This window comes from Streptacidiphilus sp. BW17, from assembly GCF_041262485.1.
GTDB lineage: Bacteria > Actinomycetota > Actinomycetes > Streptomycetales > Streptomycetaceae > Streptacidiphilus.
Genome location: NZ_JBGCCR010000002.1, coordinates 243,131 through 268,876, shown reverse-complemented (window position 1 = coordinate 268,876; position 25,746 = coordinate 243,131). Strand labels below are relative to the sequence as shown.

Annotated in this window: 24 protein-coding genes and 1 pseudogene; 11 read left to right on the top strand and 14 right to left on the bottom strand. The window is 71.2% G+C overall.

What is annotated here, in order from left to right:
• Positions 1-98: 98 nt before the first annotated feature.
• The 6 genes and pseudogenes from sucB to cobU form a co-directional block, all read right to left on the bottom strand.
• Positions 99-1,838 (bottom strand): 2-oxoglutarate dehydrogenase, E2 component, dihydrolipoamide succinyltransferase, encoded by a 1,740-nt coding sequence (gene sucB / locus ABH940_RS03300; RefSeq protein ID WP_370104173.1) that lies wholly within the window; start codon positions 1,836-1,838, stop codon positions 99-101.
• A gap of 54 nt (positions 1,839-1,892) precedes the next feature.
• The gene (gene lpdA, locus ABH940_RS03295; protein WP_370064862.1) at positions 1,893-3,299 is read right to left on the bottom strand and encodes a dihydrolipoyl dehydrogenase; all 1,407 of its coding nucleotides are present in this window, start codon (positions 3,297-3,299) and stop codon (positions 1,893-1,895) included.
• A 373-nt stretch (positions 3,300-3,672) separates the two neighbouring features.
• The gene (locus tag ABH940_RS03290) at positions 3,673-5,166 is read right to left on the bottom strand and encodes a leucyl aminopeptidase (RefSeq protein WP_370064860.1); all 1,494 of its coding nucleotides are present in this window, start codon (positions 5,164-5,166) and stop codon (positions 3,673-3,675) included.
• A gap of 135 nt (positions 5,167-5,301) precedes the next feature.
• A complete protein-coding gene (locus tag ABH940_RS03285) occupies positions 5,302-6,114 on the bottom strand; it encodes an adenosylcobinamide-GDP ribazoletransferase (RefSeq protein ID WP_370064858.1) in 813 nt (270 codons plus the stop codon).
• Positions 6,115-6,131: 17 nt separating this feature from the next.
• Positions 6,132-7,235, bottom strand: coding sequence for a nicotinate-nucleotide--dimethylbenzimidazole phosphoribosyltransferase (cobT, locus tag ABH940_RS03280; protein WP_370064856.1), 1,104 nt, complete (start codon positions 7,233-7,235; stop codon positions 6,132-6,134).
• Between the two features lie 103 nt (positions 7,236-7,338).
• A pseudogene (cobU, locus tag ABH940_RS03275) lies at positions 7,339-7,914 on the bottom strand (bifunctional adenosylcobinamide kinase/adenosylcobinamide-phosphate guanylyltransferase); the annotation flags it as partial.
• 157 nt (positions 7,915-8,071) lie between these two features.
• Here cobU and ABH940_RS03270 point away from each other — a divergent pair.
• A complete protein-coding gene (locus tag ABH940_RS03270; protein WP_370064854.1) occupies positions 8,072-8,281 on the top strand; it encodes a hypothetical protein in 210 nt (69 codons plus the stop codon).
• Between the two features lie 68 nt (positions 8,282-8,349).
• Here ABH940_RS03270 and ABH940_RS03265 read toward each other — a convergent pair whose 3' ends face one another.
• The 3 genes from ABH940_RS03265 to ABH940_RS03255 all read right to left on the bottom strand — a co-directional run bounded on the left by ABH940_RS03265 (position 8,350) and on the right by ABH940_RS03255 (position 10,959).
• Positions 8,350-9,354 carry an aldo/keto reductase family protein gene (locus ABH940_RS03265; RefSeq protein WP_370064852.1) on the bottom strand — a complete coding sequence of 335 codons (1,005 nt, stop codon included), beginning with the start codon at positions 9,352-9,354 and terminating at the stop codon, positions 8,350-8,352.
• A gap of 94 nt (positions 9,355-9,448) precedes the next feature.
• Positions 9,449-10,273 carry a class I SAM-dependent methyltransferase gene (locus ABH940_RS03260; RefSeq protein WP_370104171.1) on the bottom strand — a complete coding sequence of 275 codons (825 nt, stop codon included), beginning with the start codon at positions 10,271-10,273 and terminating at the stop codon, positions 9,449-9,451.
• A 71-nt stretch (positions 10,274-10,344) separates the two neighbouring features.
• On the bottom strand, positions 10,345-10,959 hold the full coding sequence (locus tag ABH940_RS03255; RefSeq protein ID WP_370064848.1) for a DUF3043 domain-containing protein: 615 nt from the start codon (positions 10,957-10,959) through the stop codon (positions 10,345-10,347).
• A gap of 205 nt (positions 10,960-11,164) precedes the next feature.
• On the opposite strand from ABH940_RS03255, the gene ABH940_RS03250 reads away from it, so the two are divergent.
• On the top strand, positions 11,165-11,947 hold the full coding sequence (locus tag ABH940_RS03250) for a PspA/IM30 family protein (RefSeq protein ID WP_370064846.1): 783 nt from the start codon (positions 11,165-11,167) through the stop codon (positions 11,945-11,947).
• A gap of 11 nt (positions 11,948-11,958) precedes the next feature.
• A complete protein-coding gene (locus ABH940_RS03245; protein WP_370064844.1) occupies positions 11,959-12,237 on the top strand; it encodes a hypothetical protein in 279 nt (92 codons plus the stop codon).
• 68 nt (positions 12,238-12,305) lie between these two features.
• Here ABH940_RS03245 and nadA read toward each other — a convergent pair whose 3' ends face one another.
• Positions 12,306-13,499, bottom strand: coding sequence for a quinolinate synthase NadA (nadA, locus tag ABH940_RS03240; RefSeq protein WP_370064842.1), 1,194 nt, complete (start codon positions 13,497-13,499; stop codon positions 12,306-12,308).
• 255 nt (positions 13,500-13,754) lie between these two features.
• Here nadA and ABH940_RS03235 point away from each other — a divergent pair, with 255 nt between their 5' ends.
• From ABH940_RS03235 to ABH940_RS03225, 3 genes are all read left to right on the top strand, one after another.
• A complete protein-coding gene (locus tag ABH940_RS03235; protein WP_370064840.1) occupies positions 13,755-15,017 on the top strand; it encodes a low temperature requirement protein A in 1,263 nt (420 codons plus the stop codon).
• Between the two features lie 28 nt (positions 15,018-15,045).
• Positions 15,046-15,510 (top strand): Lrp/AsnC family transcriptional regulator, encoded by a 465-nt coding sequence (locus tag ABH940_RS03230; protein WP_370064838.1) that lies wholly within the window; start codon positions 15,046-15,048, stop codon positions 15,508-15,510.
• A gap of 200 nt (positions 15,511-15,710) precedes the next feature.
• On the top strand, positions 15,711-17,066 hold the full coding sequence (locus ABH940_RS03225) for an aspartate aminotransferase family protein (RefSeq protein ID WP_370064836.1): 1,356 nt from the start codon (positions 15,711-15,713) through the stop codon (positions 17,064-17,066).
• Between the two features lie 113 nt (positions 17,067-17,179).
• Here ABH940_RS03225 and ABH940_RS03220 read toward each other — a convergent pair whose 3' ends face one another.
• Complete coding sequence (locus ABH940_RS03220) at positions 17,180-18,043, bottom strand: GNAT family N-acetyltransferase (RefSeq protein WP_370064834.1); 864 nt, start codon at positions 18,041-18,043, stop codon at positions 17,180-17,182.
• A 123-nt stretch (positions 18,044-18,166) separates the two neighbouring features.
• Between ABH940_RS03220 and erpA the strand changes: the two genes are divergently transcribed.
• Positions 18,167-18,520 (top strand): iron-sulfur cluster insertion protein ErpA, encoded by a 354-nt coding sequence (gene erpA, locus ABH940_RS03215; RefSeq protein WP_370064832.1) that lies wholly within the window; start codon positions 18,167-18,169, stop codon positions 18,518-18,520.
• A gap of 79 nt (positions 18,521-18,599) precedes the next feature.
• Here erpA and ABH940_RS03210 read toward each other — a convergent pair whose 3' ends face one another.
• Positions 18,600-19,139, bottom strand: a complete 540-nt coding sequence (locus ABH940_RS03210) for a hypothetical protein (protein ID WP_370104169.1) — start codon at positions 19,137-19,139, stop codon at positions 18,600-18,602.
• A gap of 133 nt (positions 19,140-19,272) precedes the next feature.
• On the bottom strand, positions 19,273-19,491 hold the full coding sequence (locus ABH940_RS03205; RefSeq protein WP_370064828.1) for a hypothetical protein: 219 nt from the start codon (positions 19,489-19,491) through the stop codon (positions 19,273-19,275).
• Positions 19,492-19,709: 218 nt separating this feature from the next.
• Between ABH940_RS03205 and ABH940_RS03200 the strand changes: the two genes are divergently transcribed.
• Positions 19,710-20,684: a carbohydrate kinase family protein gene (locus ABH940_RS03200; RefSeq protein ID WP_370064826.1), complete on the top strand. Its 975-nt coding sequence runs from the start codon at positions 19,710-19,712 to the stop codon at positions 20,682-20,684.
• A gap of 60 nt (positions 20,685-20,744) precedes the next feature.
• Here the strand turns inward: ABH940_RS03200 and ABH940_RS03195 are convergent, their stop codons facing one another.
• Entirely contained in the window at positions 20,745-22,181 is a 1,437-nt protein-coding gene (locus ABH940_RS03195; protein ID WP_370064824.1) for a cysteine desulfurase/sulfurtransferase TusA family protein, read from the bottom strand.
• 467 nt (positions 22,182-22,648) lie between these two features.
• On the opposite strand from ABH940_RS03195, the gene ABH940_RS03190 reads away from it, so the two are divergent.
• Genes ABH940_RS03190 through ABH940_RS03180 form a run of 3 tightly spaced genes read left to right on the top strand, consistent with a single transcriptional unit; the run spans position 22,649 to position 25,655 of the window.
• Complete coding sequence (locus tag ABH940_RS03190) at positions 22,649-23,521, top strand: cytochrome c oxidase subunit II (protein WP_370064822.1); 873 nt, start codon at positions 22,649-22,651, stop codon at positions 23,519-23,521.
• Positions 23,518-25,260 carry a cytochrome c oxidase subunit I gene (gene ctaD / locus ABH940_RS03185; RefSeq protein WP_370064820.1) on the top strand — a complete coding sequence of 581 codons (1,743 nt, stop codon included), beginning with the start codon at positions 23,518-23,520 and terminating at the stop codon, positions 25,258-25,260. Before ABH940_RS03190 ends, ctaD begins: the two co-directional genes overlap by 4 nt.
• Positions 25,257-25,655, top strand: coding sequence for a cytochrome c oxidase subunit 4 (locus ABH940_RS03180; RefSeq protein WP_370064818.1), 399 nt, complete (start codon positions 25,257-25,259; stop codon positions 25,653-25,655). The genes ctaD and ABH940_RS03180 overlap by 4 nt, the downstream gene beginning before the upstream one ends.
• The last annotated feature ends 91 nt before the right edge of the window (positions 25,656-25,746 follow it).

Genomic DNA, 25,746 nt, shown 5'->3' with positions numbered 1-25,746 from the left:
GAAACGCCGTGGGCCCCGCCTCCCGGAACGGGGAGCGGGGCCCACGGCGCGAAGCCCGTGACGAGTGTCAACCCGTGACACGTCTCAGGGCGAGGGGATCACAGCCCGAGGTCGCCCTCGAACGCGCCCTCCTCGAGGCGGGCCTTGAGCGTGCCCAGGAAGCGGGCGGCGTCGGCGCCGTCCACGATCCGGTGGTCGTAGGAGAGGGCCAGGTACACCATGTCGCGGACGGCGATGGTGGTGCCCAGCTCCTCGGTCTCCATGACGACCGGGCGCTTGACCGTCGCGCCGATGCCGAGGATCGCGACCTGCGGCGGCGTGAAGATCGGGGTGTCGAACAGCGCGCCGCGCGAGCCCGTGTTGGTGACGGTGAAGGTGCCGCCGGACAGCTCGTCCGGGGTGACCTTGCTGTCGCGGGTACGGGCGGCCAGGTCGGCGGTCTTCTTGGCGATGCCGGCGATGTTGAGGTCGCCCGCGTCGTGGATGACCGGGACCATCAGGCCACGCTCGGTGTCGACGGCGATACCGATGTTCTCGACCGCGTGGTACGTGATCGTGTCGTCGTCGTTGATGGAGGCGTTGACGACCGGGTGCGCCTTGAGCGCCTCGGCGGCGGCCTTCACGAAGAACGGCATCGGCGAGAGCTTGACACCCTCACGGGCGGCGAAGCCGCCCTTGGCCTGCTCGCGCAGACGCATGATGTTGGTGACGTCGACCTCGACGACCGTGGTCAGCTGCGCGGCGGTCTGCAGCGCCTTGACCATGTTGTCGGCGATGACCTTGCGCATGCGGGTCATCTTGACGGTCTGACCACGCAGCGGGGACGCGGCGGCGATGGTCGTCGGGGCCTTGCGGGCACCGGTCGCGGCGGCGGGGGCAGCCACGGTGGCGCGGGCGGCCTCGGCGGCGGCCAGCACGTCCTGCTTACGGATGCGGCCACCGACGCCGGTGCCCTTGACGGCGTTCAGGTCGATGCCGTTCTCGGCGGCGAGCTTCCGGACCAGCGGGGTCACGTAGGCGTCGGATGCCTCCGCGGCGGCCGGGGCGGCAGCGACGGGGGCGGCGACCGGCGCGGCCGGGGCGACGGGGGCCGGGGCAGCAGCCGGAACCGGAGCGGCGACGGGAGCCGGGGCGACCGGAGCAGCAGGCGCGACCGGAGCCGGGGCCACCGGGGCAGCAGGCGCGACCGGGGCCGGGGCGGCGGCCGGAGCAGCCGGAGCGGCCGGGGCCGCCGGAGCCGGGGCGGCACCCGGAGCGCCGATGACGGCCAGACGGGCGCCGACCTCGGCGGTCTCGTCCTCGCCGACCAGGATCTCCAGCAGCACACCGCCGACCGGGGCCGGGATCTCGGTGTCGACCTTGTCGGTGGAGACCTCGAGCAGCGGCTCGTCGACGGCAATGGTGTCGCCGACCGACTTGAGCCAGCGGGTGACGGTGCCCTCGGTCACCGACTCGCCCAGGGCGGGCAGGGTGACGTCGGTGCCGGTGGCGCCACCGGCCGGTGCGGCAGCCGGAGCGGGCGCGGCGGCGACCGGCGCGGGGGCCGGGGTCTCGACGGGGGCGGCAGCGGCCGGGGCCGCCGCCGGGACCGGGGCGCCGGTGCCGTCGTCGATGATGGCCAGCTCGGAACCGACCTCGACCGTCTCGTCCTCGCCGACCTTGATCGAGGCCAGGATGCCGGACGCGGGGGCCGGGATCTCGGTGTCGACCTTGTCGGTGGAGACCTCGAGCAGGGGCTCGTCGACCTCGACGCGCTCGCCCTCGGCCTTGAGCCAACGGGTGACGGTGCCCTCGGTCACGCTCTCGCCGAGTGCGGGCAGTGTTACTGAGACCGCCATGGTTTCAGTTGCTCCTTGTGGTGCGTACGGATGATTGGCGTGTGCGAGGGGAGGTCAGTCGTGATTGTGCAGCGGCTTGCCCGCCAGCGCGAGGTGGGCCTCGCCGAGGGCCTCGTTCTGGGTCGGGTGCGCGTGGATCAGCTGCGCGACCTCGGCGGGCAGGGCCTCCCAGTTGTAGATCAGCTGGGCCTCGCCGACCTGCTCACCCATGCGCTCGCCGACCATGTGGACGCCGACCACGGCACCGTCCTTGACCTGGACCAGCTTGATCTCGCCGGCGGTCTTGAGGATCTTGCTCTTGCCGTTGCCGGCCAGGTTGAACTTGGCGGTGACGACCTTGTCGTCGCCGTACAGCTCCTTGGCCTTGGCCTCGGTGATGCCGACGGAGGCGACCTCGGGGTTGCAGTAGGTCACGCGCGGCACGCCGTCGTAGTCGATCGGGACGACCTTCTGGCCGGCGATGCGCTCGGCGACCAGGATGCCCTCGGCGAAGCCGACGTGGGCCAGCTGCAGGGTCGGGATCAGGTCGCCGACCGCGGAGATGGTGGGCACGTTGGTCTGGCAGTACTCGTCGACCAGGACGTAGCCGCGGTCCATGGCGACCCCGGCCTCCTCGTAGCCGAGACCGGACGAGACCGGGCCGCGGCCGACGGCGACGAGCATGATCTCGGCCTCGACCTGCTTGCCGTTCTCCAGCGAGGCGCGGACACCGGTCTCGGTGTACTCGACCCCCGCGAAGCGGGCGCCCAGCTCGAACTTGATGCCGCGCTTGCGGAAGGCGCGCTCCAGCAGCTTCGAGGAGTTCTCGTCCTCGAGCGGGGCCAGGTGCGGCAGCGCCTCGATGATGGTGACCTCGGCGCCGAAGGACTTCCAGACCGAGGCGAACTCGACGCCGATCACGCCGCCGCCGAGGACGATGGCGGACTTCGGCACGCGGTCCAGCGTCAGCGCGTGGTCGGAGGAGATGACCCGGTTGCCGTCGATGGCCAGGCCCGGCAGGGACTTCGGCACGGAGCCGGTGGCCAGCACGATGTGGCGGCCGGTCACGCGCTGGCCGTTGACGTCGACCGAGGTCGGGGAGGAGAGGCGGCCCTCGCCCTCGATGTAGGTGATCTTCCGGCTGGCGACCAGGCCCTGCAGGCCCTTGTAGAGGCCGGAGATGACGCCGTCCTTGTAGGCGTGCACGGCGTTGATGTCGATGCCCTCGAAGACGGCCTTGACGCCGAAGCCCGCGGCCTCGCGGGTCTGGTCGGCAACCTCGCCGGCGTGGAGCAGCGCCTTGGTCGGGATGCAGCCCTGGTGCAGGCAGGTGCCGCCCAGCTTGTTCTTCTCGATCAGGGCGACCTGCAGACCCAGCTGGGCCGCTCGCAGCGCCGCGGCGTAACCGCCGCTTCCGCCTCCGAGAATGACAACGTCGAAAACGGTGCTGGCGTCGTTCGCCACGTCACGTCCTCCATGCAAAGGGTGCGGATGCTCCCGGTCGATCGCCGGCCGGGTGTGGTGCTCCCTTGTGGGGAGACCCGTCGTGCCGGAGATACATCCTCGCACTTGTTGCCTGGTGGTGATGGACCGGGCCACGGTGTGGACAGGGCGAATCAGGTGCGGCGGACCGGGCGGCTCGCTCGGAAATGTCTGTTTCCGCAGGTCGGTAGGGGAATTCCGGCCTGAGAAAGGGGCCCAGGTCACCCGGGGCCCCGGCCGGACCGGCGGAGGACCTCCGCCCGTGTTCGCTGATGGCGAACGTGTGGGCGAGGTCCACCGCCGGTTACCGGCTGGTATAGCGCGTGATCAGCCGACTGCGTGATGGCCGACTGCGTGCTGGTCGGCCGCGTGATCAGCCTGCCGCGTGCTCGGCCAGGGCGACCAGGGTGCGGACGGCCGTGGCGGTCCCGCCCTTGGGCGTGTAGCCGAAGGGGGCGGCCTCGTTGAAGGCCGGGCCGGCGATGTCCAGGTGGGCCCAGGTGATGCCGTCGGCGACGAACTCCTTGAGGAAGAGGCCGGCGACCAGGCCGCCGCCCATCCGCTCGCCCATGTTGGCGAGGTCGGCCACGCCGGTGTCCATGCCCTTGCGCAGGTGCGCCGGGAGCGGCATCTGCCAGGCCGGCTCGCCCGCGGCCTCGGCCAGGGTGTGCACGGTCGCGCGCAGCTCGTCGTCGTTGGCCATGATGCCGAAGGTGCGGCTGCCCAGGGCCATCATCATCGCGCCGGTCAGGGTGGCCACGTCGACGATGGTGTCCGGCTTCTCCTCGCCCGCGCGGACGATGGCGTCGGCGAGTACCAGGCGGCCCTCGGCGTCGGTGTTGAGCACCTCGACGGTCTTGCCGCCGTACATCCGCAGCACGTCGCCGGGGCGGGTGGCCGTGCCCGACGGCATGTTCTCGGCCAGCGCCAGCCAGCCGGTGACGTTGACCTGGAGGCCCAGACGGGCCGCGGCCACCACGGCGCCGAAGACGGCGCCGGCACCGGCCATGTCGCACTTCATGGTCTCGTTGTGGCCGGCCGGCTTGAGCGAGATGCCGCCCGAGTCGTAGGTGATGCCCTTGCCGACGAAGGCGAGCGAGGTCTTGGCCTTCGGGTGGGTGTAGGCGATCTTGACCAGGCGCGGACCGTGCTCGGAGCCGATGCCGACGCCGAGGATGCCGCCGAAGCCGCCCTTGGTCAGCGCCTTCTCGTCGAGCACCTCGACCTTGAGGCCGTACTCCTTGCCCGCCGTGACGACCCGCTCGGCGAAGGTCTTCGGGAAGAGGTCGTTCGGGGGCAGGTTCACCAGGTCGCGGGTGCGGTTCATCTCCTCGCCCAGCACCGTGGCGCGCTCGACGGCGGCCTTGACCGCCTTGTCGCCACGCTTGGTGCCGACGATGGCGATCTCGCCCAGCGAGCCCTTGGCGTCGGCGGCGACGTTACGGGTGGCGGTGTACTCGTAGGTGCCGAGCACCGCGCCGAGTGCGACCGCGCCCGCCGCGTCCGCGTCGGCGACCGGAAGCGCGAAGGCGGCCTTCTTGGAGCCGGCCAGCGTGCGGGCGGCGACACCGGCGGCGGCGCGCAGCGCCTCGGCGTCGTAGGAGCCGTCGGTGGCTTCGCCCAGGCCCACGGCCAGCACCAGCGGAGCCTTGATCCCGGCCGCCGCGGGGACCTTGACGGCCTCGCCCTCGGCACCGGTCGCGCCCACGGTGGTGAGGACCTCGGCGAGCCTGCCCTCGAACGCCTCGTCGACCGCCTCGGCGCCGGGGGCCAGCACGAGGCCCTTGGGGCCCTTCGCCACGGCCACGACGACGGCGTCCGCGCGCAGCGCGGCGGCCGTGGAGGTGCTCAATGACACTGCAGTCACGGAAATGCGTCCTGTTCTGTCGGAGATAAGTGTCCGGTGCGCTACGGGTGGGAAACGGACCGGCCACTGGCATGGTAGTCCGCATGGTGGGCCCTGAGACCGCCCAGGAGGCCCCAATTTCGAGACAGCACCCCGCTACGGGGTGGCAGCTGCGAAAAGCACCCACACAATGAGCGTGCCGGTGGCAGCGGACTCAACCATCGCACCCAGGACATCTCCTGTGATTCCACCGAAACGGCGCACGCAGTGCGTCAGCAGCAGGGAGGCGACGGCGAGTCCGGCCACCACCGCGAGGCCCGTGCCCAGCGCCAGCGGCAGTCCGTTGTCACCCGTACGGGCGATGCCGTAGGCCACCAGTCCGAGCACGACGAGGGTCAGCGCCGCCACCGAGGCGCCCTGTCGGCGCGGCACGGTCCCGGCCACCATCGCGCCGAGTCCGTCGGGCCGCGCGGACGGGACGCCGACCTGACAGCCGCGCAGCAGCGCGGTCCGGGCGGTGACCGCGGCCAGCAGCACGCCGAACGCGCCGTCGGCCAGGCCGAGTTCGAAGCACCGGGCCAGTGCCGCGACCTGGGCCAGCAGGGTCAGCAGCAGCACCAGCACGCCGAAGGGCCCGATGTCCGAGGCCTTCATGATCTTCAGCGCCGCCTCGGGCGGGCGGTTGCTGCCCAGGCCGTCCGCGACGTCGGCCAGGCCGTCCAGATGCAGCCCGCGCGTCGACGCGGCGAGCACGGACACGCCCGCGACGGCGGCGAGCAACGGTCCGGCATGCGCCCACGCCAGTGCGGTGGCCAGGGCGGCGGCGACGCCGCCCAGCACCAGCCCCACCAGCGGGGCGAGGAGTATCGCGCGCCCCGCCGTGGGCCGGTCCCAGCGGGTGACCCGGACGGGCAGCACGGAGAGCGTGCCGAAGGAGAAGCGCAGTGCGTCGAACAAGGCGGTGAACAAGGCCGTGAACAAGATGGTCAGGCCTCGTCGGCGGGGGTGACCGGCTCGGCAACCTCGGCGGGCTTGGCAACCGGCTCCGGCTCCGGCAGCGGCAGTTCGGCCAGCAGCGCGGCGGCGCCGCGCAGCAGCGGCAGCGCCATCAGCGCGCCCGCGCCGCCACCGGCGGCCACCCGCTGCTGCTGGAGCGGCGTGATGCTCATCCGCTCGTACGCCTTCGCCTGGGCGGGTTCGCCGGTGAGCTGCCCGGCACGCCACCACTCCGGGGCGCGGAACGCGACCCGCTGCGCGACCAGCGCGCACGCGGTGGACACCACCCCGTCCAGCAGCACCGGGACCCGCCGCATCGCGCACTGCAGCAGGAAGCCCGCCATCGCCGCGAAGTCCGCGCCGCCGACGGCGGCCAGCAGGTCGATCTGGTCGGCCAGCACCGGACGCGCCCGGCGCAGCGAGTCGCGGATGGCGGCGCACTTGACCATCCACACCCTGTCGTCGATGCCCGAGCCGCGACCGGTGACGGCGGCGGCGTCGGTGCCGCACAGCACGCCGATCAGGACCGAGGCGACGGTGGTCGAGCCGACGCCGAGGTCGCCGAGGACCACCAGGTCGGTGCCGGAGTCGGCCTCCTCGTCGGCGAGCGCGACGCCGACGGCGAAGGCGCGCTCGGCCTCCTCGCGGGTCAGCGCGTTCTCGACGTCGATCCGGCCCGAGCCGCGCCGGATCCGGTGGCGGCTCACCTCCGCGGGGAACACGCCCTCCTCCGCGTCGACGGCCATGTCCACCACGCGCACCTGGGCGCCGAACTGACGGGCCAACACACTGACCGGCGCGGTGCCGTCCAGCACCTCGCGGACCCTGCGGGCGGTGGTGCCCGGCGGGAGGGCGGAGACGCCGAGCGAGGCGATGCCGTGGTCGGCGGCGAAGACCAGCACCTTGGCCTGGCTGATCGGCCGCGTCGGGACGCGGGCCTGGACCGCGGCCAGCCAGCCGGCCAGGTCCTGCAGCTCGCCGAGCGCGCCGTGCGGCAGGTCCAGCGCGTCGAAACGCTGCTCCGCGGCCAGGCGGTACTCGTCGTCGGGGCGCGCCACCTGCGCGGAGAACTCGTCGAGGTCGAAGGTGCTCACGCGCGGAACGTTACCGTCACTGGCGGCGGAGCCGTCAGTGCGAAGGTCCAGTCAGTCACCAGCGGCGGCCCCGTCAGCGAGAAGGCCCGGTCAGTCCCCGCCTTCAGCCCCGTGCCAGCGGCAGCGAGCGGCCCGCCACCACGAGCCGCACGTCCGCGCACTCGGCGGCGAACGCGGCGTTGAGGCGGCCCAGCTCGTCGCGGAACCGGCGGCCGGAGGGGGTGGCCGGGACGACGCCGCTGCCCACCTCGTTGCTGACCGCGACGACCCGGCGGCGGCTCTCACGCAGCGCGGCGACCAGCTCGGCGGTGCGCTCGCGCAGCTGCTTCTCGCCGGTCGCGTACCAGGTGGCGTCGTCCCAGGCGCCGACCCGGTCCATGGCGTCGGTCAGCCAGAGTGCCAGGCAGTCGACCAGCAGCGACCCGGCGTGGGCGGGTTCGGCGAGCAGCGGGGCCAGCTCGCAGGTCTCGACGGTGCGCCAGTGGTCGGGGCGGCGGGCCCGGTGCAGGTCGATCCGCTCGGCCCACTCGGCGTCGCCCTCGCGGCGTCCGGCGGTGGCGACGTAGGTGACGCCGCCTGGCGTGTCACGGCCGTCGGCGAGCAGCAGTCGCTCGGCGAGCGAGGACTTGCCGGAGCGGGCGCCGCCCAGCAGCAGCGTCCGCTGCGGCGGGAGCGTGTGCGCGCGTTGCCCCCAGGCAATGCCGATCCGTGTGGCCCCGTCGGCTGTTCGCTCCTTGAAGATCCTCACGGCGTCATTCTGCGGCACGACGGCTCGGCAGCGACTTTCTGGGTACTGTCCTGTCCGAGATGTGATCAGGTGCGGAAGGGAGCCCAGCATGGTGTGGACGTGGCGGTTCGAGAAGACCGACGGGTCCGCGGTCACCGCGCCGAACGGGACCGAGGAGTTCCCCACCCAGGGCGACGCGGAGACCTGGATCGGCGAGTCCTGGAAGGACCTGCTGTCCGACGGTGTCGACCAGGTCGTGCTGTTCGAGGACAGCCGGAAGATCTACGGCCCGATGAGCCTGCACTCCGGCGAGCAGTGAGGCGAGCAGTGAACTGACGTGTGGGAGCCCGCCCTCGCCACGTGCCGGGGGCGGGCTCCTCGCGCTTGTTACGGGCGCGCCTGCGGGGAGTTCTCGAGGGTCTTCGCCGGGTCGAACTCCGCGACCGGGGCGAGGATCTCGTCCATCCGCTTGACCAGCTCGGCGTCCAGCTTCACGCCCGCGGCCTTGACGTTCTCGGCGACCTGCTCGGGACGCGAGGCGCCGACGATCGCCGCCGAGACGTTCGCGTTCCGCAGCACCCAGGCCACCGCGAGCTGAGCCAGCGTCAGACCGGCCTCGGCGGCGAGCGGCTGGAGCAGCTGGACCCGCTCCAGCACGTCGTCCCGCAGCCAGCGGGAGATCATGTTCGCGCCGCCCTTGTCGTCGGTGGCGCGGGAGCCCGCCGGGGGCTCGGCGCCGGGCAGGTACTTGCCCGTCAGCGCGCCCTGGGCGATGGGGGACCAGACGATCTGACCGATGCCCAGCTCCTCGCAGGTCGGGACGACCTCGGCCTCGATGACCCGCCACAGCGCGGAGTACTGCGGCTGCGAGGAGACCAGCGGGATCCGCAGCTCGCGGGCGAGCCCGTGGGCGGCGCGGATCTGGTCGGCGGTCCACTCGGAGACGCCGATGTAGTGGGCCTTGCCGGAGTGGACGACGTCGGCGAAGGCGACCATGGTCTCCTCCAGCGGCGTCGCCACGTCGAAGCGGTGGGCCTGGTAGAGGTCGACGTAGTCGGTCTGCAGACGGCGCAGCGAGCCGTCGATCGACTCCATGATGTGCTTGCGGCTCAGGCCGCGGTCGTTCTTGCCGGGACCGGTCGGCCAGTAGACCTTGGTGAAGACCTCCAGGCCCTCGCGGCGCTGCCCCTTGAGCGCGCGGCCGAGGACGGCCTCGGCGCGGGTGGCGGCGTAGACGTCGGCGGTGTCGAAGGTGGTGATGCCCGCGTCCAGGGCGGCGTGGACGCAGGCGGTCGCCGCGTCCTCCTCGACCTGGGAGCCGTGGGTGAGCCAGTTGCCGTAGGCGATCTCGCTGATGACCAGGCCGCTACGGCCCAAGTGACGAAACTCCATGGCCTGACCTTAACTCCATGGCCTGACCCGAACTCAGGGGCCCCGACTCCAACTCAGGGGCCCCGACTCCATGACCCGACCCCGGATCGAAGCGCTACGGCCGCACGCCCACCAGGTGCAGCAGGGCGGCGACGCGGCGGTAGGGGTCGGTGCGGCCGGCCCGGTCCTCGGCGTCGAGGAGTAAGGAGAGTTCCGGCCCGGACGGCAGCGGCGCGTCGTCGTCGGCCTGGTCGGTGAAGACCCGGACGCCGAACCAGGCCTGCACCGGGACGTCCAGCTCGGCCAGGGTGCGGGCGAGCACGGCACGGCGGTCGGCGCGGGTCGGCAGGCCGAGGCGGTTGGTGTAGGCGTCGTCGTCGAAGGCGGCCAGAGCGGCTCCCCAGTCCCCGGCCAGGCCGGGACGGAGCGCCAGGGCGTCGCCGTTGCGGGCCAGCACGGACAGCAGCCCGCCGGGCGCCAGCACCCGGGCCAGCGCGGCCAGCAGCGGTTCCGGGTCGGGCAGGTACATCAGCACGCCGTGGCAGAGCACGACGTCGAAGCTGGCCGGGCCGAACCATCGGCCGCAGTCGCCGCCCTCGCCCTGCAGCAGCCGTACCCGGGCCTGGACCGCGAGCGGTTCCCGGGTGAGCGCCTGCTGGGCGGCGGCGAGGGTGCCGGGATCCGGGTCCAGGCCGGTGACCTGGTGGCCGTCCCGGGCCAGGCGGAGCAGCTGGGTGCCCTGGCCGCAGCCCGCGTCCAGTACCCGCAGCCGGGCGTCCGGGCCGAACCGGTCGTGCAGCTGCTCGGTCAGCTGGCGGGTGACCAGCTCCTGACGGACCACGTTGCGCAGCCCGCCGAGCTTGGCCAGCCAGGAGGCCGATCCCGGCGTGAAACCAGCCTGCCCGCCCGACGGGAGGGTCCGTTGGGCGGGCAGCACCATCGTCGAGTCGTCCGTTCCCGGACGCGGCTCGAGCGGCGAGTAGGAGTACCCGGGGTAGCCCGGGTGTCCGGTCAGGGCCTCTGTCCGCGCTTGACGGCCGGCTTGGGCAGACGCATCCGGCGCAGGTTCATCGAGCGCATGAGGCCGTAGGCGAGGGCGCCCCTGGTGTTCTGGCCCGGGAAGCGGGTGGCGAGCTCCTTGCGCAGCCGGGTCGCCAGCCACAGCATCTGGATCACGACGGCGACCAGGAACGCCAGCCACAGGACGTAGATCAGCTCGACGGCCGCGGGGGAGCGGAAGAACGCCAGCACCATGAAGACGACCGCGAACGGCAGGAAGAACTCCAGCACCGTGAAGCGCGAGTCGAAGTAGTCGCGGACGAACGCGCGCACCGGGCCGCGGTCACGGGCCGGGAGGTACTTGGCGTCGGCCTCGCCGCGCAGCGCCAGCATGGTCTTGTCCCGGTCGCTGCGGTTGGCCTCGCGAGACTTGCGCGCGCTGGCCTTGCGGTCCGGCGGCACGTAGGCGCGGCCGCGGCGGTTCGCCTCGGCCTCGCTGCGCTTGGGCGTGGGGCGGCCCTTCTTGGCCTCGGCGCTGGGAACGTCCGCCTCTGCCGCCTCGGCGTCGTCGCTCTTGTCGAGCGTCACGGCGTCGGCGGGGGCATCCTGGGAGCTTCGTCGGAACACAACAGCAAGAGTACGTGGTGAACGGGTGTATTCCCCAGCCCCCCGGGTAGTGGATCCCACCGGAACAATCAGCCCCACGGATGAGGCCTGGACTGTTTTCGCTGTAGCAGTCTTGTTGCAGCGCGGACCGCTGCGGTGAAGGCCGCGCGACCCGTAGGCTTGGTACGAGAAACCGGCAGGTCCGAGAAGGGGGCGCGCGAAGCCCATGAGCGACGGAATCATGAAGCGGATGGGGATGATCTTCCGCGCCAAGGCGAACAAGGCCTTGGATCGTGCGGAGGATCCGCGCGAGACGCTGGACTACTCGTACCAGAAGCAGCTCGAACTGCTGCAGAAGGTGCGTCGTGGGGTGGCGGATGTCGCGACCAGCCGCAAGCGGCTGGAACTGCAGCTCACCCAGCTGCAGCAGCAGTCCGCAAAGCTGGAGGAGCAGGGCCGCAAGGCGCTGTCGCTGGGTCGTGAGGACCTGGCCCGGGAGGCGCTGACCCGCCGCTCCGGCATCCAGCAGCAGGTGCAGGACCTGGAGGTCCAGTACCAGCAGCTGCAGGGCGAGGAGGAGAAGCTGACGCTCGCCTCCCAGCGGCTGCAGGCCAAGGTGGACGCCTTCCGTACGAAGAAGGAGACCATCAAGGCCCAGTACAGCGCCGCGCAGGCGCAGACCCAGATCGCCGAGTCGTTCTCGGGCATCTCGGAGGAGATGGGCGACGTCGGCCTGGCGATCCAGCGGGCCGAGGACAAGACGGCCCAGCTGCAGGCCCGTGCGGGTGCGATCGACGAGCTGCTTGCCAGCGGCGCGCTCGACGACCCCAGCGGTCTGCGCAAGGACGACATCTCCGCCGAGCTGGACGCCATGTCCGCGGGCAGTGACGTCGAGCTTGAGCTGGCCCGGATGAAGGCCGAGCTCACCGGTGGTTCGACGCCGACCCCGGCGATCGAGCAGGGGCAGCAGGACGCCACCCCGCAGGACCAGCCCCGCTTCGACAAGTAGGGAGAGCCGCCATGATCGTAAGGATCCTGACGGAGGGCCAGTACGAGGTGCCCGACTCCCTGGTCGACCACCTCAACGCGCTGGACAACGCGGTTCTCGCGTCGCTGGACAGCGGCCACGAGGAGGAGTTCCGGCTCCGCCTGAACGAGCTCCTGGCCGCGGTCCGGTCCGGCGGTGAGCCGGTGGCCCAGGACTATCTGGGCGCCTCGGACGCCACGCTTCCGTACGCGGACGCGACGGTGGAGGAGGTCCGCGCGCTGCTCAAGCCCGACGGGCTGATCCCCGGTTAGTTGCACACGACGAAGGGGCGTGAGGCCGTAGCCTCACGCCCCTTCGTGCTGCCCGCGCCTGCTGCTGCCTACGGCAGGGCCAGCATCTGGTCCAGCGCGGCCTTGGCGAACTTCTCCGTCTCCGGGTCGACCGTGATCACGTTCGGGACCCGGCCGTCGACCAGCGACTCCAGCGCCCAGACCAGGTGCGGCAGGTCGATCCGGTTCATCGTGCTGCAGAAGCAGACGCTCCGGTCGAGGAAGACGATCTCCTTGTCCGGGTGCGCCTTGGCCAGGCGGCGGACCAGGTTGAGCTCCGTGCCGATGGCCCACTTGGTGCCGGGCTCGGCGGCGTCCAGCGCCTTGATGATGTACTCGGTCGAGCCGACCATGTCGGCCGCCTCGACGACCTCGTGCTTGCACTCGGGGTGCACCAGCACGGTCACGCCAGGGACCCGCTCGCGGACCTCGTTGACCGAGTCCAGGCTGAACCGGCCGTGGACCGAGCAGTGGCCCCGCCAGAGGATCATCTTGGCCGCGCGCAGCTGCTCGGTGGTCAGGCCGCCGTTCGGCTTGTGCGGGTTGTAGACGACGCAGTCGGTGAGCGAGAGGCCCATGTCGCGCACGGCGGTGTTGCGGCCCAGGTGCTGGTCCGGCAGGAAGAGCACCTTCTCACCCTGCTCGAAGGCCCACTCCAGGGCGCGCTTGGCGTTGGACGAGGTGCAGATCGTCCCGCCGTGGCGACCGGTGAAGGCCTTGATGTCGGCCGAGGAGTTCATGTACGCGACCGGCACCACGCTGTCGGCCACGCCCGCGTCGACCAGCTGGTCCCAGCACTCGGCGACCTGCTCGGCGGTGGCCATGTCGGCCATCGAGCAGCCGGCGGCCAGGTCCGGCAGGACGACCTGCTGGCGCTCGGCGGTGAGGATGTCCGCGGACTCGGCCATGAAGTGCACGCCGCAGAAGACGATGTACTCGGCCTCGGGGCGGGCCGCCGCGTCGCGGGCCAGCTTGAAGGAGTCGCCGGTCACGTCGGCGAACTGGATGACCTCGTCGCGCTGGTAGTGGTGGCCCAGGATGAAGACCTTGTCGCCGAGCGCGGCCTTGGCGGCGGCGGCACGCGCGACCAGGTCGGGGTCGGAGGCGGCGGGCAGCTCGCCGGGGCAGTCGACGCCGCGCTCGCTGCCGGTGTCGGCCTCGCGGCCGAGAAGCAGCAGCGCCAGCGGAGTCGCCCCGGGCTCGGCGAAGGTGGCGCCCGTCCCGGGCGCGGTGGTGGTGGTCACGGGCTGCTGCCCTTCTGTTCGGCGGTGGTGAGGGACCGACCGCCTTATCGTCTACCTGACGCAATCTATGATAGCCCTCCCCGATCACAGTGGCGATGGTCACCGAGGCAATGTGACGTACCCCGCTGTGGCCGTTGCGGCGCTACCGTCGCGCGGCCCGGACCTGCCTTATCGTCTGGCGGGAACAGAGCGGCAGAAAAGCACCAGCTCGAACACACCGGACGCACAGGGTGGCGAAGGAGAGGGTACGCGGCGATGAGCGAGGAGCCGAGCGCGGGGGTCGGCGACACATCGGGGACGGTGCCGGGAACGGGGACTGCGCCGGGAGCGGGGACGGCGCCGGGAGCGCTGCGGCGGATGCGTCCGCGCGGGCGGGAGGAGAAGCACCGGGCCGCCACGCCGCTGGAGCTCTTCTTCGACCTCTGCTTCGTCGTCGCGGTCGCCCAGGCGGGCGCGCAGTTGGGCGGCGCGCTGGGGGAGGGACACGTCCGGCACGGGATCGCGGGATACCTCTTCGTCTTCTTCGCCATCTGGTGGGCCTGGATGAACTTCACCTGGTTCGCCTCCGCCTACGACACCGACGACGTGCCGTACCGGATCGCCACCTTCGTGATCATCGTGGGCGCGCTGATCCTGGCCGCCGGCGTGCCGCGTGCCTTCGCGGACTCGGACTTCTCGGTGACCGTCACCGGCTACGTGGTGATGCGTGTGGCGCTGGTCGCGCAGTGGCTGCGGGCGGCTGCCTCCAACGCCGGGCCGCAGCGGAGAACCGCCGCGCGGTACGCGGTCGGTGTCGCGTTGGTGCAGGTGTACTGGGTGCTCTGGCTGGTGTACGTTCCGGCCGGGGACAAGAGCTGGGCTCTCCTGCCCGGGCTGGTCGCCGACCTGGCGGTGCCGGTGGTGGCCGAGCGGGTCGCCGAGACGGCCTGGCACCCTGGGCACATCGCCGAGCGCTACGGCTGCTTCACGCTGATCGTGCTGGGGGAGTCGGTCTCGGCGGCGACCGTCGCGGTGCAGTCGGCGGTGGACGAGCACCAGGCGTTCCACGAACTGCTGCCGATCGCCGTCGGCGGACTGCTGATCTGCTTCTCCGCCTGGTGGATCTACTTCGCCCGCTCGGTCGAGGAGCACCTGAGGTCCAACCGGGTGGCCTTCACCTGGGGCTACGGGCACTACTTCGTCTTCCTCTCGGCCGCGGCGATCGGGGCGGGCATCGAGGTGGCGGTCGAGCACGCCGTCGGCAAGGTCCACATCTCCGCGCAGGCGGCCACGTTCGGGGTGACCGTCCCGGCCGCGGTCTACCTGATCACGGTCTGGGCGCTGCACTCGCGGCACACCAAGCGCGGGATCGCGCTGTGGGTGCTGCCGGTGGCCGGGGTGGCGGTGCTGTTCTCCCCGTCGGTGCTGGTGGCCGGGCTGGTCTGCGCGGTGGCGGTCGCCGTCGGACTGCTGCTCCACCGGCTGCAGGACGGCGATGCGGTTGTCGGCACGGGGGCGGGGGACCCGGCGAACGCCTGATCGGTCCGCCCTGTGAAAAGCTGGGTGCGTGCCAGCCCCGCAGCCGCCGATCAGCCCCTCCGCCGCGCTCGACGACACCGACCGTCGGCTGCTGGAGCTGCTCGGGCGTGACGGGCGCGCCTCGTACGCCGAGATCGGTCTGCTGGTGAACCTGTCCGCGACGGCCGTCAAGCGCCGGATCGACCGGCTGCGCGAGCGCGGCGTGGTGCGCGGCTTCACCGTGGTGCTCGATCCCGCGGCGCTGGACTGGCACACGGAGGCCTTCGTCGAGGTCTTCTGCCGCGAGCGCACGCCGCCGGAGGAGATCCTCTCCTCCCTGCGGCAGTTCCCCGAGGTCGTCGCGGCCTGGACGGTCACCGGCGACCCGGACGCGCTGGTCCACCTGCGGGCCGCCGACATGCGGCATCTGGAGGCCGTGATCGAGCGGATCCGCCGCGAGCCGGGCGTGCAGCGCAGCCGCAGCACGGTGGTGCTGAGCCGGCTCATCGGCTGATCCTCGCGCGCTTGCGGACGGCAGAAACTCGCGCGGCTGTACGGGGGTGCGCAGGAATCCCGCGCCGGGGGTGGTGATCACGCCGGTTGCCTGCGTGGGCTGCCGGATTCCGACATGCCCGGCGGGGGGTGCGCTGCCTAGGGTTGCAATGCCCCCCACACCCGTCACCAAAGGACCGTCCCGTGGCCCACCCTGAGCGAATGCACCAGTACGACGCCCGCATGGTCGACCTGGTCTTCGACTACATGCGGGAGCGTCTGCAGTACGACCCGGTCCCGCTGGACCACCCCGGCGACGGCGAGAAGCTGTCCGGGGCGCTCGAAGGCCTGCTGGGCGAGCGCGGAAACGATCCTGCGGACGTCCTCAAGCTCTACGACCACGAGCTGTCCCGTGCGGTCATCTCCGCCGACAGCCCGCGCTACCTGAGCTTCATCCCGTGCGCGCCGACCAAGGCCGCGCTCCTCTTCGACATGGTCGTCTCCTGCGCCTCGCTCCAGGGCATCTCGTGGCTGGAGGCGGCGGGCGCGATCGCGGCCGAGAACCAGGTGCTGCGCCTGATCGCCGACCGGGCCGGGCTGCCGGCCTCGGCAGGCGGCTGCTTCGTCTCCGGCGGCTCCGCGGGCAACCTGTCCGCGCTGGTCGTGGCCAGGGACTCGGCCCGCCGCCGGCTCGGCGTGGGCATCGGCGCACGGCTGCGGGTCGCGGTCAGCGACCAGACCCACTCCTCGGTCACCAACACGCTCAACATCATCGGCGTCGAGAAGCTGGTCGTCCCGACCGAGAACCACCGCCTGACCGGCGTGGCCCTGCGCAAGGCCATCGAGGCCGACGGGGACCCGGGCTCGATCATCGCCGTCGTCGGCACGGCCGGCACCACCAACGCGGGCATCGTCGACGACCTGGCGGGCATCGCCGAGGTCGCCCGCGAGCACGGCCTCTGGTTCCACGTCGACGGCGCCTACGGCGGCGCCGGGCTCTTCGCCCCGTCGGTGCGGGAGAAGTACAACGGCATCGAGCACGCGGACTCGTTCGTGGTGGACCCGCACAAGTGGCTCTTCGCGCCGTTCGACTGCGCCGCGCTGATCTACCGCGACCCGCGCCTGGCCAAGTCCGTGCACACCCAGGACGCGTCCTACCTGGACGTGCTCCACACCGGCGAGCACGACCAGGAGTGGAACCCGACCGACTACGCGTACCACCTGACCCGGCGCGCCCGCGGCCTGCCGCTGTGGTTCTCGCTGGCGGTCCACGGCACCGAGGCCTACAGCGAGGCGATCGAGGCCGGCATCGCGCTGGCCCGCGACACCGCCGCGCTGATCCGCGCCGAGTACCCGGACCTGGAGGTCATCCGCGAGCCGGAGCTCTCCAGCATCGTCTACCGGCGCAAGGGCTGGACGGCGGAGCAGTACTACGCCTGGTCCGAGCGGCTGCTGGCGGAGCAGACCGGCTTCGTCACCCCGACCGGCTGGGAGGGCGAGGTCGTGGCCCGGTTCGCGTTCCTGCACCCGGGGACGACCATGGACATGGTCCGCGAGATCCTCGACACGATGGTGTGAGGACACGGCGGCCTGGGAGCACGGGGGTCTAAGGGCACGGCGGTCTGAGCGCACGGCGGTCTGAGAGCGCGGCGGTCCGAGAGCACGGCGCTCCGATCCGGCCTTCCGGACCGCTACAGGTAGGCCCCCGACGGCAGGTACGGCGTCGGGGGCCTCATGCCGCGCAGGGCGAGGTAGCCACGGGTGCTGACGGAGAGTCCGACGGCCAGCGAGACGTCCACCGCCCAGTCCTGCTCCGCGGTGACGGTGCGGATCTCGGCGCTCGTGGACTCCGGTATCCGGGCCAGGGCCCCGACCAGCAGCGCCGTGGCGACCCGGCGCGAGGTCGCGGCCAGCATCATCACCCGGCCGCCCAGCCGGTAGGCGTACCCGGAACCGGCCAGGGTGTCCGCGACCAGCAACTCGTCGCTCGTGCGCAGCAGCGCGAGGTGGTCCTCGCCGTGCGCGGCGCCACGCGTGCGGCGGTCGATCGAGTCCAGCAGGTCGAAGTGGTTCGCGTCACCCAGATGGACGGGTACGCCGCCGGTCTCGGGGAGCGCGGTGCGGTCGACCGTCCCGGTCATCGCCATGGTGGGGTGCAGCCGGAAGCCCGCCGCGTGGTAGCGCCGCGCCGCGCGCGGGTCGTCGGAGGCGACGATCATGCCGCGCAGACAGCCTCCGGAGTGCGCGAGCGCGTGGTCCAGCAGCAGCCGCCCGACGCCCTTCCCCTGGGCCTCCGGACGCACCGCGAAGAGGGCCAGCCCCCACAGGCCCTCGCGCCGCAGCGACAGCGACACGCCCAGCGGATCGCCGTCACCCTCGCGGTCGTCCACGGCGAACCAGCAGCCGCCCTCGTCCGCGGCGGCCAGCCGCCTGGTGCGGACGTCGGCGCGCGCCCGTTCCCGGTCGGAGAGGGGTGGGACCGCGAACGCGGCCCGGTAGATCGAGCGGACGGCGCTCGCGTCGGCGGCGGAGTCGTGCACGGGTCGCAGGATCATCTCTGCATTCTCGTGCGCGCCCGGGTGTGCGAGCATGGAGGTTCAGGACTTCACCCGGAATACATCCGGGGCGCCGCCGGTTCTCGCCGGTGGAAGTACGTCGTCAAACCCGGGAGTATGCAGATGACCGTCCAGGACGAGACCAGCGTCGAGAGCGGGATCATCCTCACCGACACCGCCGCCGCCAAGGTCAAGAGCCTGCTGGAGCAGGAGGGCCGCGATGACCTGGCGCTCCGCGTCGCGGTGCAGCCCGGCGGCTGCTCGGGCCTGCGCTACCAGCTGTTCTTCGACGAGCGTTCGCTCGACGGCGACGTCGTGGCCGACTTCGGCGGCGTCAGCGTCGTCACCGACCGCATGAGCGCCCCCTACCTGACCGGCGCCACGGTCGACTTCGTCGACACGATCGAGAAGCAGGGCTTCACGATCGACAACCCGAACGCGACCGGCTCCTGCGCCTGCGGCGACTCCTTCAGCTGAGCGGAGCCGAATCCGGTGAAGTGAATGCAGTCCCGTGGGGCCCCGGCCGATGACGGCCGGGGCCCCACGTATGCGGTCCTCACCCCGTCATCGGACCGTGTGTCACCTTGCTGGTCGGCATGGTGCTGACCTGCGCCAGCGCCTTGCTGTCGGAGGCGTCGACGACGCGGCGGCCGTCGAGCGGGCGGCCCAGGTCCACGGTGACGTGCTGCGGGGTGATCACCAGCGGGCACATCTGGGTCGCGGGCGCGCGCTGCGTGATCACGATGCGGACCAGCACCTTGCCCGGCTGCGACTGGTCGGCGTTCGCGCCGTACTTGTCGCAGGTGCCCGCGTCGAAGTAGACGGTCAGGTCGTTGCCCGCCGCGCTGAATCCGGTGGCGGGGACGACCTGTGCGCGCGGGGCGGACGGGCTGGGGGAGAGCGTGCGCACCGGGCCGCCGGGGTTGACCGACGGTGAGGCGGACACGCTGGAACCCGCCGTGACCGAGCTGGTGCCCGCTCCGGAGGCGCAGGCCGTCAGGCCGACGGCGCCCGCCGCGGCGACGACGGCCAGAGCGACGCGGACCCGCGGGCGCGGGCGGGCGCCGGGCGGGCGGGGACTGCTGCGAAACTCCACGGTTCGGCCTCCTGGTCTGTTCCTTGCTGAACGACCATGGGACGTGGGAGTGACAGAAGCGGTTCCCCTGCCCGGCTGCTTGCGCAGGTACCTGTATCAGTCGCCTGTATCAGTCGCCTGTTCTGGCGTCTGTTCAGTCGCCGAAGGGCGACATGCTGCCGAACCTGCGCGCCTCGCGGGCGCTGACCTTGAAGCCGGGGTGGCGCACCGACGTCGCCGACTCCTTCGGGGCGGGCTGGAGCGGCCAGAACAGGCCCAGTCGACGTCCGCCCTCGACCAGCGCCGCCAGCGTGTCCTGGTCCGCGTCGCCGCGCAGGTGCGCCGGAATCCTCACAGGGCTGCGGTCGGGCATCATCAAGGCCTCCTCGGCGGCTGAGCTGCCGCCTCTCGCTCTCTCAGTTCGACACTAGAACCGCGCACGGAGCGGTTCCACCCCTACGCTGCGGTAACGCCCGGACGCGGCAAGAACAGCCCGGAGGCGGGACCCGCCCCACCGGTGGAGGCAGGCCGGTACGGTAGAACGCCTGCACTCACCGCAGCCCCGCCTTGCAGTCATAGGAGTCCGCCGCCGTGCGTATTGCTGTCACCGGCTCGATCGCCACCGACCACCTGATGACCTTTCCCGGCCGCTTCGCCGAGCAGTTCGTCGCGGAGCAGCTGCACACGGTGTCGCTCTCCTTCCTGGTGGACACCCTGGACGTGCGACGTGGCGGCGTGGCGCCGAACATCTGCTTCGGCATGGGCCTGCTCGGGCTGAAGCCGGTGCTGGTCGGCGCGGCCGGAGCCGACTTCGCCGAGTACCGCTCCTGGCTGGACCGGCACGGCGTCGAGACCGGTGCGGTGCACATCTCGGAGACCCGGCACACCGCCCGCTTCGTCTGCACCACCGACCAGGACCACAACCAGATCGCGTCCTTCTACACCGGCGCGATGAGCGAGGCCCGCAACATCGAGCTGCAGCCGATCGCCGAGCGTGCGGGCGGCCTGGACCTGGTGCTGATCGGCGCGGACGACCCGGAGGCGATGGTCCGTCACACCGAGGAGTGCCGCGCCCGTGGCTACGCCTTCGCCGCCGACCCCTCGCAGCAGCTGGCCCGGCTGGAGGGCGACGACATCCGCAACCTGGTCGACGGCGCCGCCTACCTCTTCTCCAACGAGTACGAGAAGGCCCTGATCGAGTCCAAGACCGGCTGGTCCGAGGAGGACGTGCTGGACCGGGTCGGCGTCCGGATCACGACGCTCGGGGCCAAGGGCGCGCGGATCGACCGCAAGGGCGAGGCGCCGATCTTCGTCTCCTGCCCGCAGGAGAACGCCAAGGTCGACCCGACCGGTGTCGGCGACGCCTTCCGGGCCGGCTTCGTGGCCGGTCTCACCTGGGGCATCTCGCTGGAGCGGGCCGCACAGGTCGGCGCGATGATGGCGACACTGGTCATCGAGACGCTGGGCACCCAGGAGTACGAGCTGCGCCGCGGCCACTTCGCTGAGCGGTTCGCCGTGGCCTACGGGGAAGAGGCGGCGGCAGAGCTGCGCTCCCACCTCGGCTGAGCCCCCAACTCGTCGGCTGAGCCCCTGACTCGGCTGAGCGCCCCCTGTGCAGGTGGAGCGTCAGGAGACCCGGCGGACCAGGTAGGCCGTGCCCTCGGCGCCCGGCTGGTACCGGTCCGCCGGGGCCTGGCCCTCGTACTCCTGGTCCCGCAGGTGGCACCAGGCCGGGACGTCGATCGCGGCGACCTCGTCGTCGGCGAGCAGCGCCACCCGGCCGCCCAGCGGCACCTGTTCGAAGGCCTTGGCCAATTCGGAGACGGGGACCGGGCAGAGCATGCCCAGTGCGTCCACCACGGTCACGTCCGTCACCTGCCCGGTTCCGCCCGGCGTCGGCACGGTTCCGCCCGCGGCCGGGCCCAGCAGCTGGGCCCGGACCTCGGCGACCGCGCCGGGCAGCACCGCGAGGAACTCCTCCACCTGCGCGGCGGTCGCGTCGCGGCCCAGCGAGACCCGGACGTTGCCCTCGGTCAACGCCCCCATCGCGGCCAGGACATGACTGGGCGTCAGGGTGCTGGACGTGCACGAGGAGCCGGACGAGACCGCGAAGCCGGCCCGGTCGAGTGCGCCCAGCAGGGACTCTCCGTCCACGTACAGGCAGGAGAAGGTGAGCAGGTGCGGCAGCCGTCGCGCCGGATCGCCGAGCGCCGGGTCGCCGAGCACCGACACGTCCGGGACCAGGGCGGGTACCCGCTCGTGGAGCAGGGTGATCAGCGGGCGCAGCCGGGCGTCGGCCTCCGCCGCCTCCTGGCGGGCGGCACGCAGCGCGACGGCCGAGGCCACAACGGCGGGAACGTTGACATAGCCGGGTACCCGGCCGCCCTCGCGTTCGTCCGCAGGAAGCGGTGAGCGGTAGCGGACGCCCTTGCGCACCGCGAGGACGCCGACCCCGGCCGGACCGCCCCACTTGTGCGCGGACGCGGCCAGCGCCGACCAGTCGCCGGCCACCCGTACCCAGGCCGCCGACTGTGCGGCGTCGACGAAGAGCGGGACGCCCGCCTCGGCGCACAGCTGTGCCGCCTCGGCGACCGGTTGGACGGTGCCGACCTCGTGGTTGGCCGACTGGAGGCAGAGGAGCGCGGTCCCCTCGGCGCGGGCGGCGACGGCCAGCGCGTCCAGGTTCACCCGTCCCGTCATATCCACCGGCACGGTGCTGACGGTGCCTCCGGCCGCCTCGTGTTGTTCCGCCGCGTGGAGTACGGAGGAATGTTCGACGGCGGAATGTGCGAGGTGACGTCCTTTCCGGTGGTTTCCGGAGAGGAGGCCGAGAACGGCGAGATGGTTCGCCTGCGTACCCGAAGCGGTGAAACTCACCTCGTCCGCACGGACGCCGAGATCGGCGGCGACGCTCTCGCGGGCCGCGTCCAGCAGCATCCGGGCGTGCCGGGCGTCGCGGTAGAGCCGGGCCGGGTCGGCCCATCCCTCGTCCAGGGCGGAGAGCAGCGCCTGCCTGGCCAGTGGGTGCAACGGCGCGGTGGACGCGACATCAAAGTTCGGCACGGTCCCACCGTAACGAGCGCGCGGGTGGCAGAGTGTCAGCCGGTGCTGCGCACACCGTCAGGCAGGCGCAACAGCAGGTACAGAGCAGCCAGGGCAGGAGGCGCAGGAGCAGGCGCAGTGCAGGCAACCGCCGTACCAGCGGCAGAAGGGACACCGCTCCCGTTCGCCCCTGATCGTATTACGTGCTCATAAGGCGTCAGAAGGCGGCCCCCCGGCGTGTCGCCGGGCTGTCCGCCCGGTCCGGGCAAACCGCTCTGACCTGCGATTCCGCCTGTCCGGGGGCCATCCGGAGGCATGATCGGCGCGTTAGTGGGACCTGCCCGCGAACCTTCGATTCGCCTGGAGTAGGGTTTGGGCCGCATAAACATCCAAACCCTGCCCGTGACCACGCCATCGGGAATCCCGGAGAGCTCTCCGGTGTCTCTTCGGTCGGCTGGTGAGCGGGCGAGACTTCGGGAAGGCGCTACGTGAGTCCCAACGGCTCCGACCGCTCGCCGCGGCGCTCGATGCGGCGGAAGCTGCTTTCAGCGCTGACGCTGGGCCTCGTCCTTGCCACCGCCACAGGCTGCCAGTCCAGTGACCTGCCCCGGCTCGGCCTCCCCACTCCCAGGGACCAGCAGGGCCACACGGTCCTCTTCCTCTGGCAGAGCTCCTGGATCGCCGCGCTGGCGGTCGGTGCGCTCGTCTGGGGCCTGATCCTGTGGGCGGTCTTCTTCTACCGGCGCAGCCGCACCAAGGTCGAGGTGCCGCCGCAGTTCCGCTACAACATGCCGCTCGAGGCACTGTTCACCGTGGTCCCGCTGATCATGGTGTCGGTCTTCTTCTACTACACGGCGCGGGACGAGACGGACCTGCTCAAGATCGACAACCCGACGAACCACGTCAACGTGGTCGGGTTCCAGTGGAGCTGGGCGTTCAACTACGACTACACGGTCGACCCGCACAACCAGACCGCTGCGAACCCGAACGGTCCCGGCGCCTACGACGTCGGCACGCCGGGTCAGGAGCCGACGCTGTGGCTGCCGCTCGGTGAGACCACCGAGTTCGAGCTGACGTCGCGTGACGTCATCCACGGCTTCTGGCCGATCGACTTCCTCATGAAGATGGACGTCATCCCGGGCATCGTGAACAAGTTCGAGGTCACCCCGACCGTGCTGGGCACCTTCCGCGGCAAGTGCACCGAGCTCTGCGGTGTCGACCACTCGGAGATGCTCTTCAACGTCAAGGTGGTCACGCCGGCCCAGTACCAGGCCCACCTGGCTCAGCTGCGGGCCAAGGGCCAGGGCGGCAACGTTCCGTCCGGCATCGTCACCACGGGAGCAGGGAACCTCCAGAAATGACCATCCTCAATGAACCCCATGGGCTCAGCGGGGGGACCGCCACCGCCGCGCGCCCGGCAAAGGGGCAGAAGCACGGGACGTCGATCATCAAGTGGATGACGACGACGGACCACAAGACGATCGGCACCCTGTACCTGGTGACGTCGTTCGCGTTCTTCCTGATCGGCGGCATCCTCGCGCTGACGATGCGTGCGCAGCTGGCACAGCCGGACGGCGGCGTCCTGACGAACGAACAGTTCAACCAGGCGTTCACCATGCACGGCACGATCATGCTGCTGATGTTCGCGACGCCGCTCTTCGCCGGCTTCACGAACTGGATCATGCCGCTCCAGATCGGCGCCCCTGACGTCGCGTTCCCGCGACTGAACATGTTCGCCTACTGGCTCTACCTGTTCGGCTCGCTGATCGCCGTCGGCGGCTTCCTCACCCCGCAGGGTGCGGCCGACTTCGGCTGGTTCGCCTACGCGCCGCTCTCCGACGCGATCCACAGCCCCGGTGTCGGCGGCGACATGTGGATCATGGGTCTGGCGCTCTCGGGCTTCGGCACCATCCTCGGTTCGGTGAACTTCATCACCACCATCCTCTGCATGCGTGCCCCGGGCATGACCATGTTCCGGATGCCGATCTTCGTGTGGAACGTCCTGCTGACCGCTGTCCTGGTCCTGCTGGCCTTCCCGGTCCTGGCCGCTGCGCTGCTGGCGCTGGAGGCCGACCGCAAGTTCGGTGCGCACGTCTTCGACCCGGCCAACGGTGGTGCCATCCTCTGGCAACACTTGTTCTGGTTCTTCGGGCACCCAGAGGTGTACATCATCGCGCTGCCGTTCTTCGGCATCATCTCCGAGGTCGTGCCGGTCTTCTCGCGCAAGCCGATGTTCGGTTACCAGTCGCTGATCGCGGCCACCATCGCGATCGCCGGTCTGTCCGTGACCGTGTGGGCCCACCACATGTACGTCACCGGCGCGGTGCTGCTGCCGTTCTTCTCCTTCATGACGTTCCTGATCGCCGTTCCGACCGGCGTCAAGTTCTTCAACTGGATCGGCACCATGTGGCGGGGCTCGCTGAGCTTCGAGACCCCGATGCTGTGGACCATCGGCTTCCTGGTCACCTTCGTCTTCGGTGGTCTGACGGGTGTTCTGCTCGCCTCCCCGCCGATCGACTTCCACGTCTCGGACTCGTACTTCGTCGTCGCCCACTTCCACTACGTGGTCTTCGGCACCGTCGTCTTCGCGATGTTCGCGGGCTTCCACTTCTGGTGGCCCAAGATGACCGGCAAGATGCTGGACGAGCGTCTGGGCAAGATCTGCTTCTGGATGCTGTTCGTCGGCTTCCACACCACCTTCCTGGTGCAGCACTGGCTGGGCGCCGAGGGCATGCCGCGTCGTTACGCGACGTACCTGCCCACCGACGGCTTCACCACGCTGAACCTGATCTCGACCATCGGCTCCTTCATCCTGGGCGCGTCGATCCTGCCGTTCCTCTACAACGTCTGGAAGACCGCCAAGTACGGCAAGAAGGTCGAGGTCGACGACCCGTGGGGTTACGGCCGCTCGCTCGAGTGGGCGACCTCCTGCCCGCCGCCGCGGCACAACTTCCTCACGCTGCCCCGCATCCGTTCGGAATCCCCGGCGTTCGACCTGCACCACCCGGAGATCGCGGCGCAGGACTACCTGGAGAACCACGGCGAGGTGCCGGCCCATCTGCAGGCCGCACTGGAGAAGAAGGAGGCGGGTGACCGATGAAGGAACAGGGCAAGATCTTCGCCGGCTTCGCGGTCTTCGTTCTGGGCATGGCGATCTGGTACGGCATCTGGTCCAAGGACCCGACCGGCACCACCTGCCTCTTCCTGGCCTTCGGCCTGGGTTCGTTCATCGCCTTCTATCTGCTGTTCACCGCCAACCGCGTGGACACGGGCGCGAGCGACAACCCGCAGGCCGAGGTCTCGGACGACGCGGGTGTGCAGGGCTTCTTCAGCCCGCACAGCTGGCAGCCGCTGGCCCTGGGCCTCGGCGGCACGCTGGCCTTCCTGGGCGTCATCTTCGGCTGGTGGCTGATGATGTTCGCCATGCCGGTGATCCTCATGGGCATCTGGGGTTGGAGCTTCGAGTACTACCGCGGCGAGAACCAGACGCAGTGACCCACGTGGGGCAACACCGCTGACGGTTCGTCCGGCAGAGCGTGATGCAAGGGCCGAACACCCCGCCTTCGGGCGGAGTGTTCGGCCCTTC

Bases quoted from the DNA above. Each gene is read 5' to 3' on its own strand.
- ABH940_RS03270 (WP_370064854.1), top strand. From the start codon at position 8,072: ATGGTGTGGACGTGGCGGTTCGAGAAGACCGACGGGTCCGCGGTCACC.
- ctaD (WP_370064820.1), top strand. From the start codon at position 23,518: ATGACCATCCTCAATGAACCCCATGGGCTCAGCGGGGGGACCGCCACC.
- sucB (WP_370104173.1), bottom strand. From the start codon at position 1,838: ATGGCGGTCTCAGTAACACTGCCCGCACTCGGCGAGAGCGTGACCGAG.
- ABH940_RS03205 (WP_370064828.1), bottom strand. From the start codon at position 19,491: ATGCCCGACCGCAGCCCTGTGAGGATTCCGGCGCACCTGCGCGGCGAC.
- erpA (WP_370064832.1), top strand. From the start codon at position 18,167: ATGACCGTCCAGGACGAGACCAGCGTCGAGAGCGGGATCATCCTCACC.
- ABH940_RS03220 (WP_370064834.1), bottom strand. From the start codon at position 18,043: ATGATCCTGCGACCCGTGCACGACTCCGCCGCCGACGCGAGCGCCGTC.
- ABH940_RS03265 (WP_370064852.1), bottom strand. From the start codon at position 9,354: ATGGAGTTTCGTCACTTGGGCCGTAGCGGCCTGGTCATCAGCGAGATC.
- ABH940_RS03225 (WP_370064836.1), top strand. From the start codon at position 15,711: ATGCACCAGTACGACGCCCGCATGGTCGACCTGGTCTTCGACTACATG.
- ABH940_RS03260 (WP_370104171.1), bottom strand. From the start codon at position 10,273: ATGGTGCTGCCCGCCCAACGGACCCTCCCGTCGGGCGGGCAGGCTGGT.
- ABH940_RS03235 (WP_370064840.1), top strand. From the start codon at position 13,755: ATGAGCGAGGAGCCGAGCGCGGGGGTCGGCGACACATCGGGGACGGTG.
- ABH940_RS03250 (WP_370064846.1), top strand. From the start codon at position 11,165: ATGAGCGACGGAATCATGAAGCGGATGGGGATGATCTTCCGCGCCAAG.
- ABH940_RS03180 (WP_370064818.1), top strand. From the start codon at position 25,257: ATGAAGGAACAGGGCAAGATCTTCGCCGGCTTCGCGGTCTTCGTTCTG.
- ABH940_RS03245 (WP_370064844.1), top strand. From the start codon at position 11,959: ATGATCGTAAGGATCCTGACGGAGGGCCAGTACGAGGTGCCCGACTCC.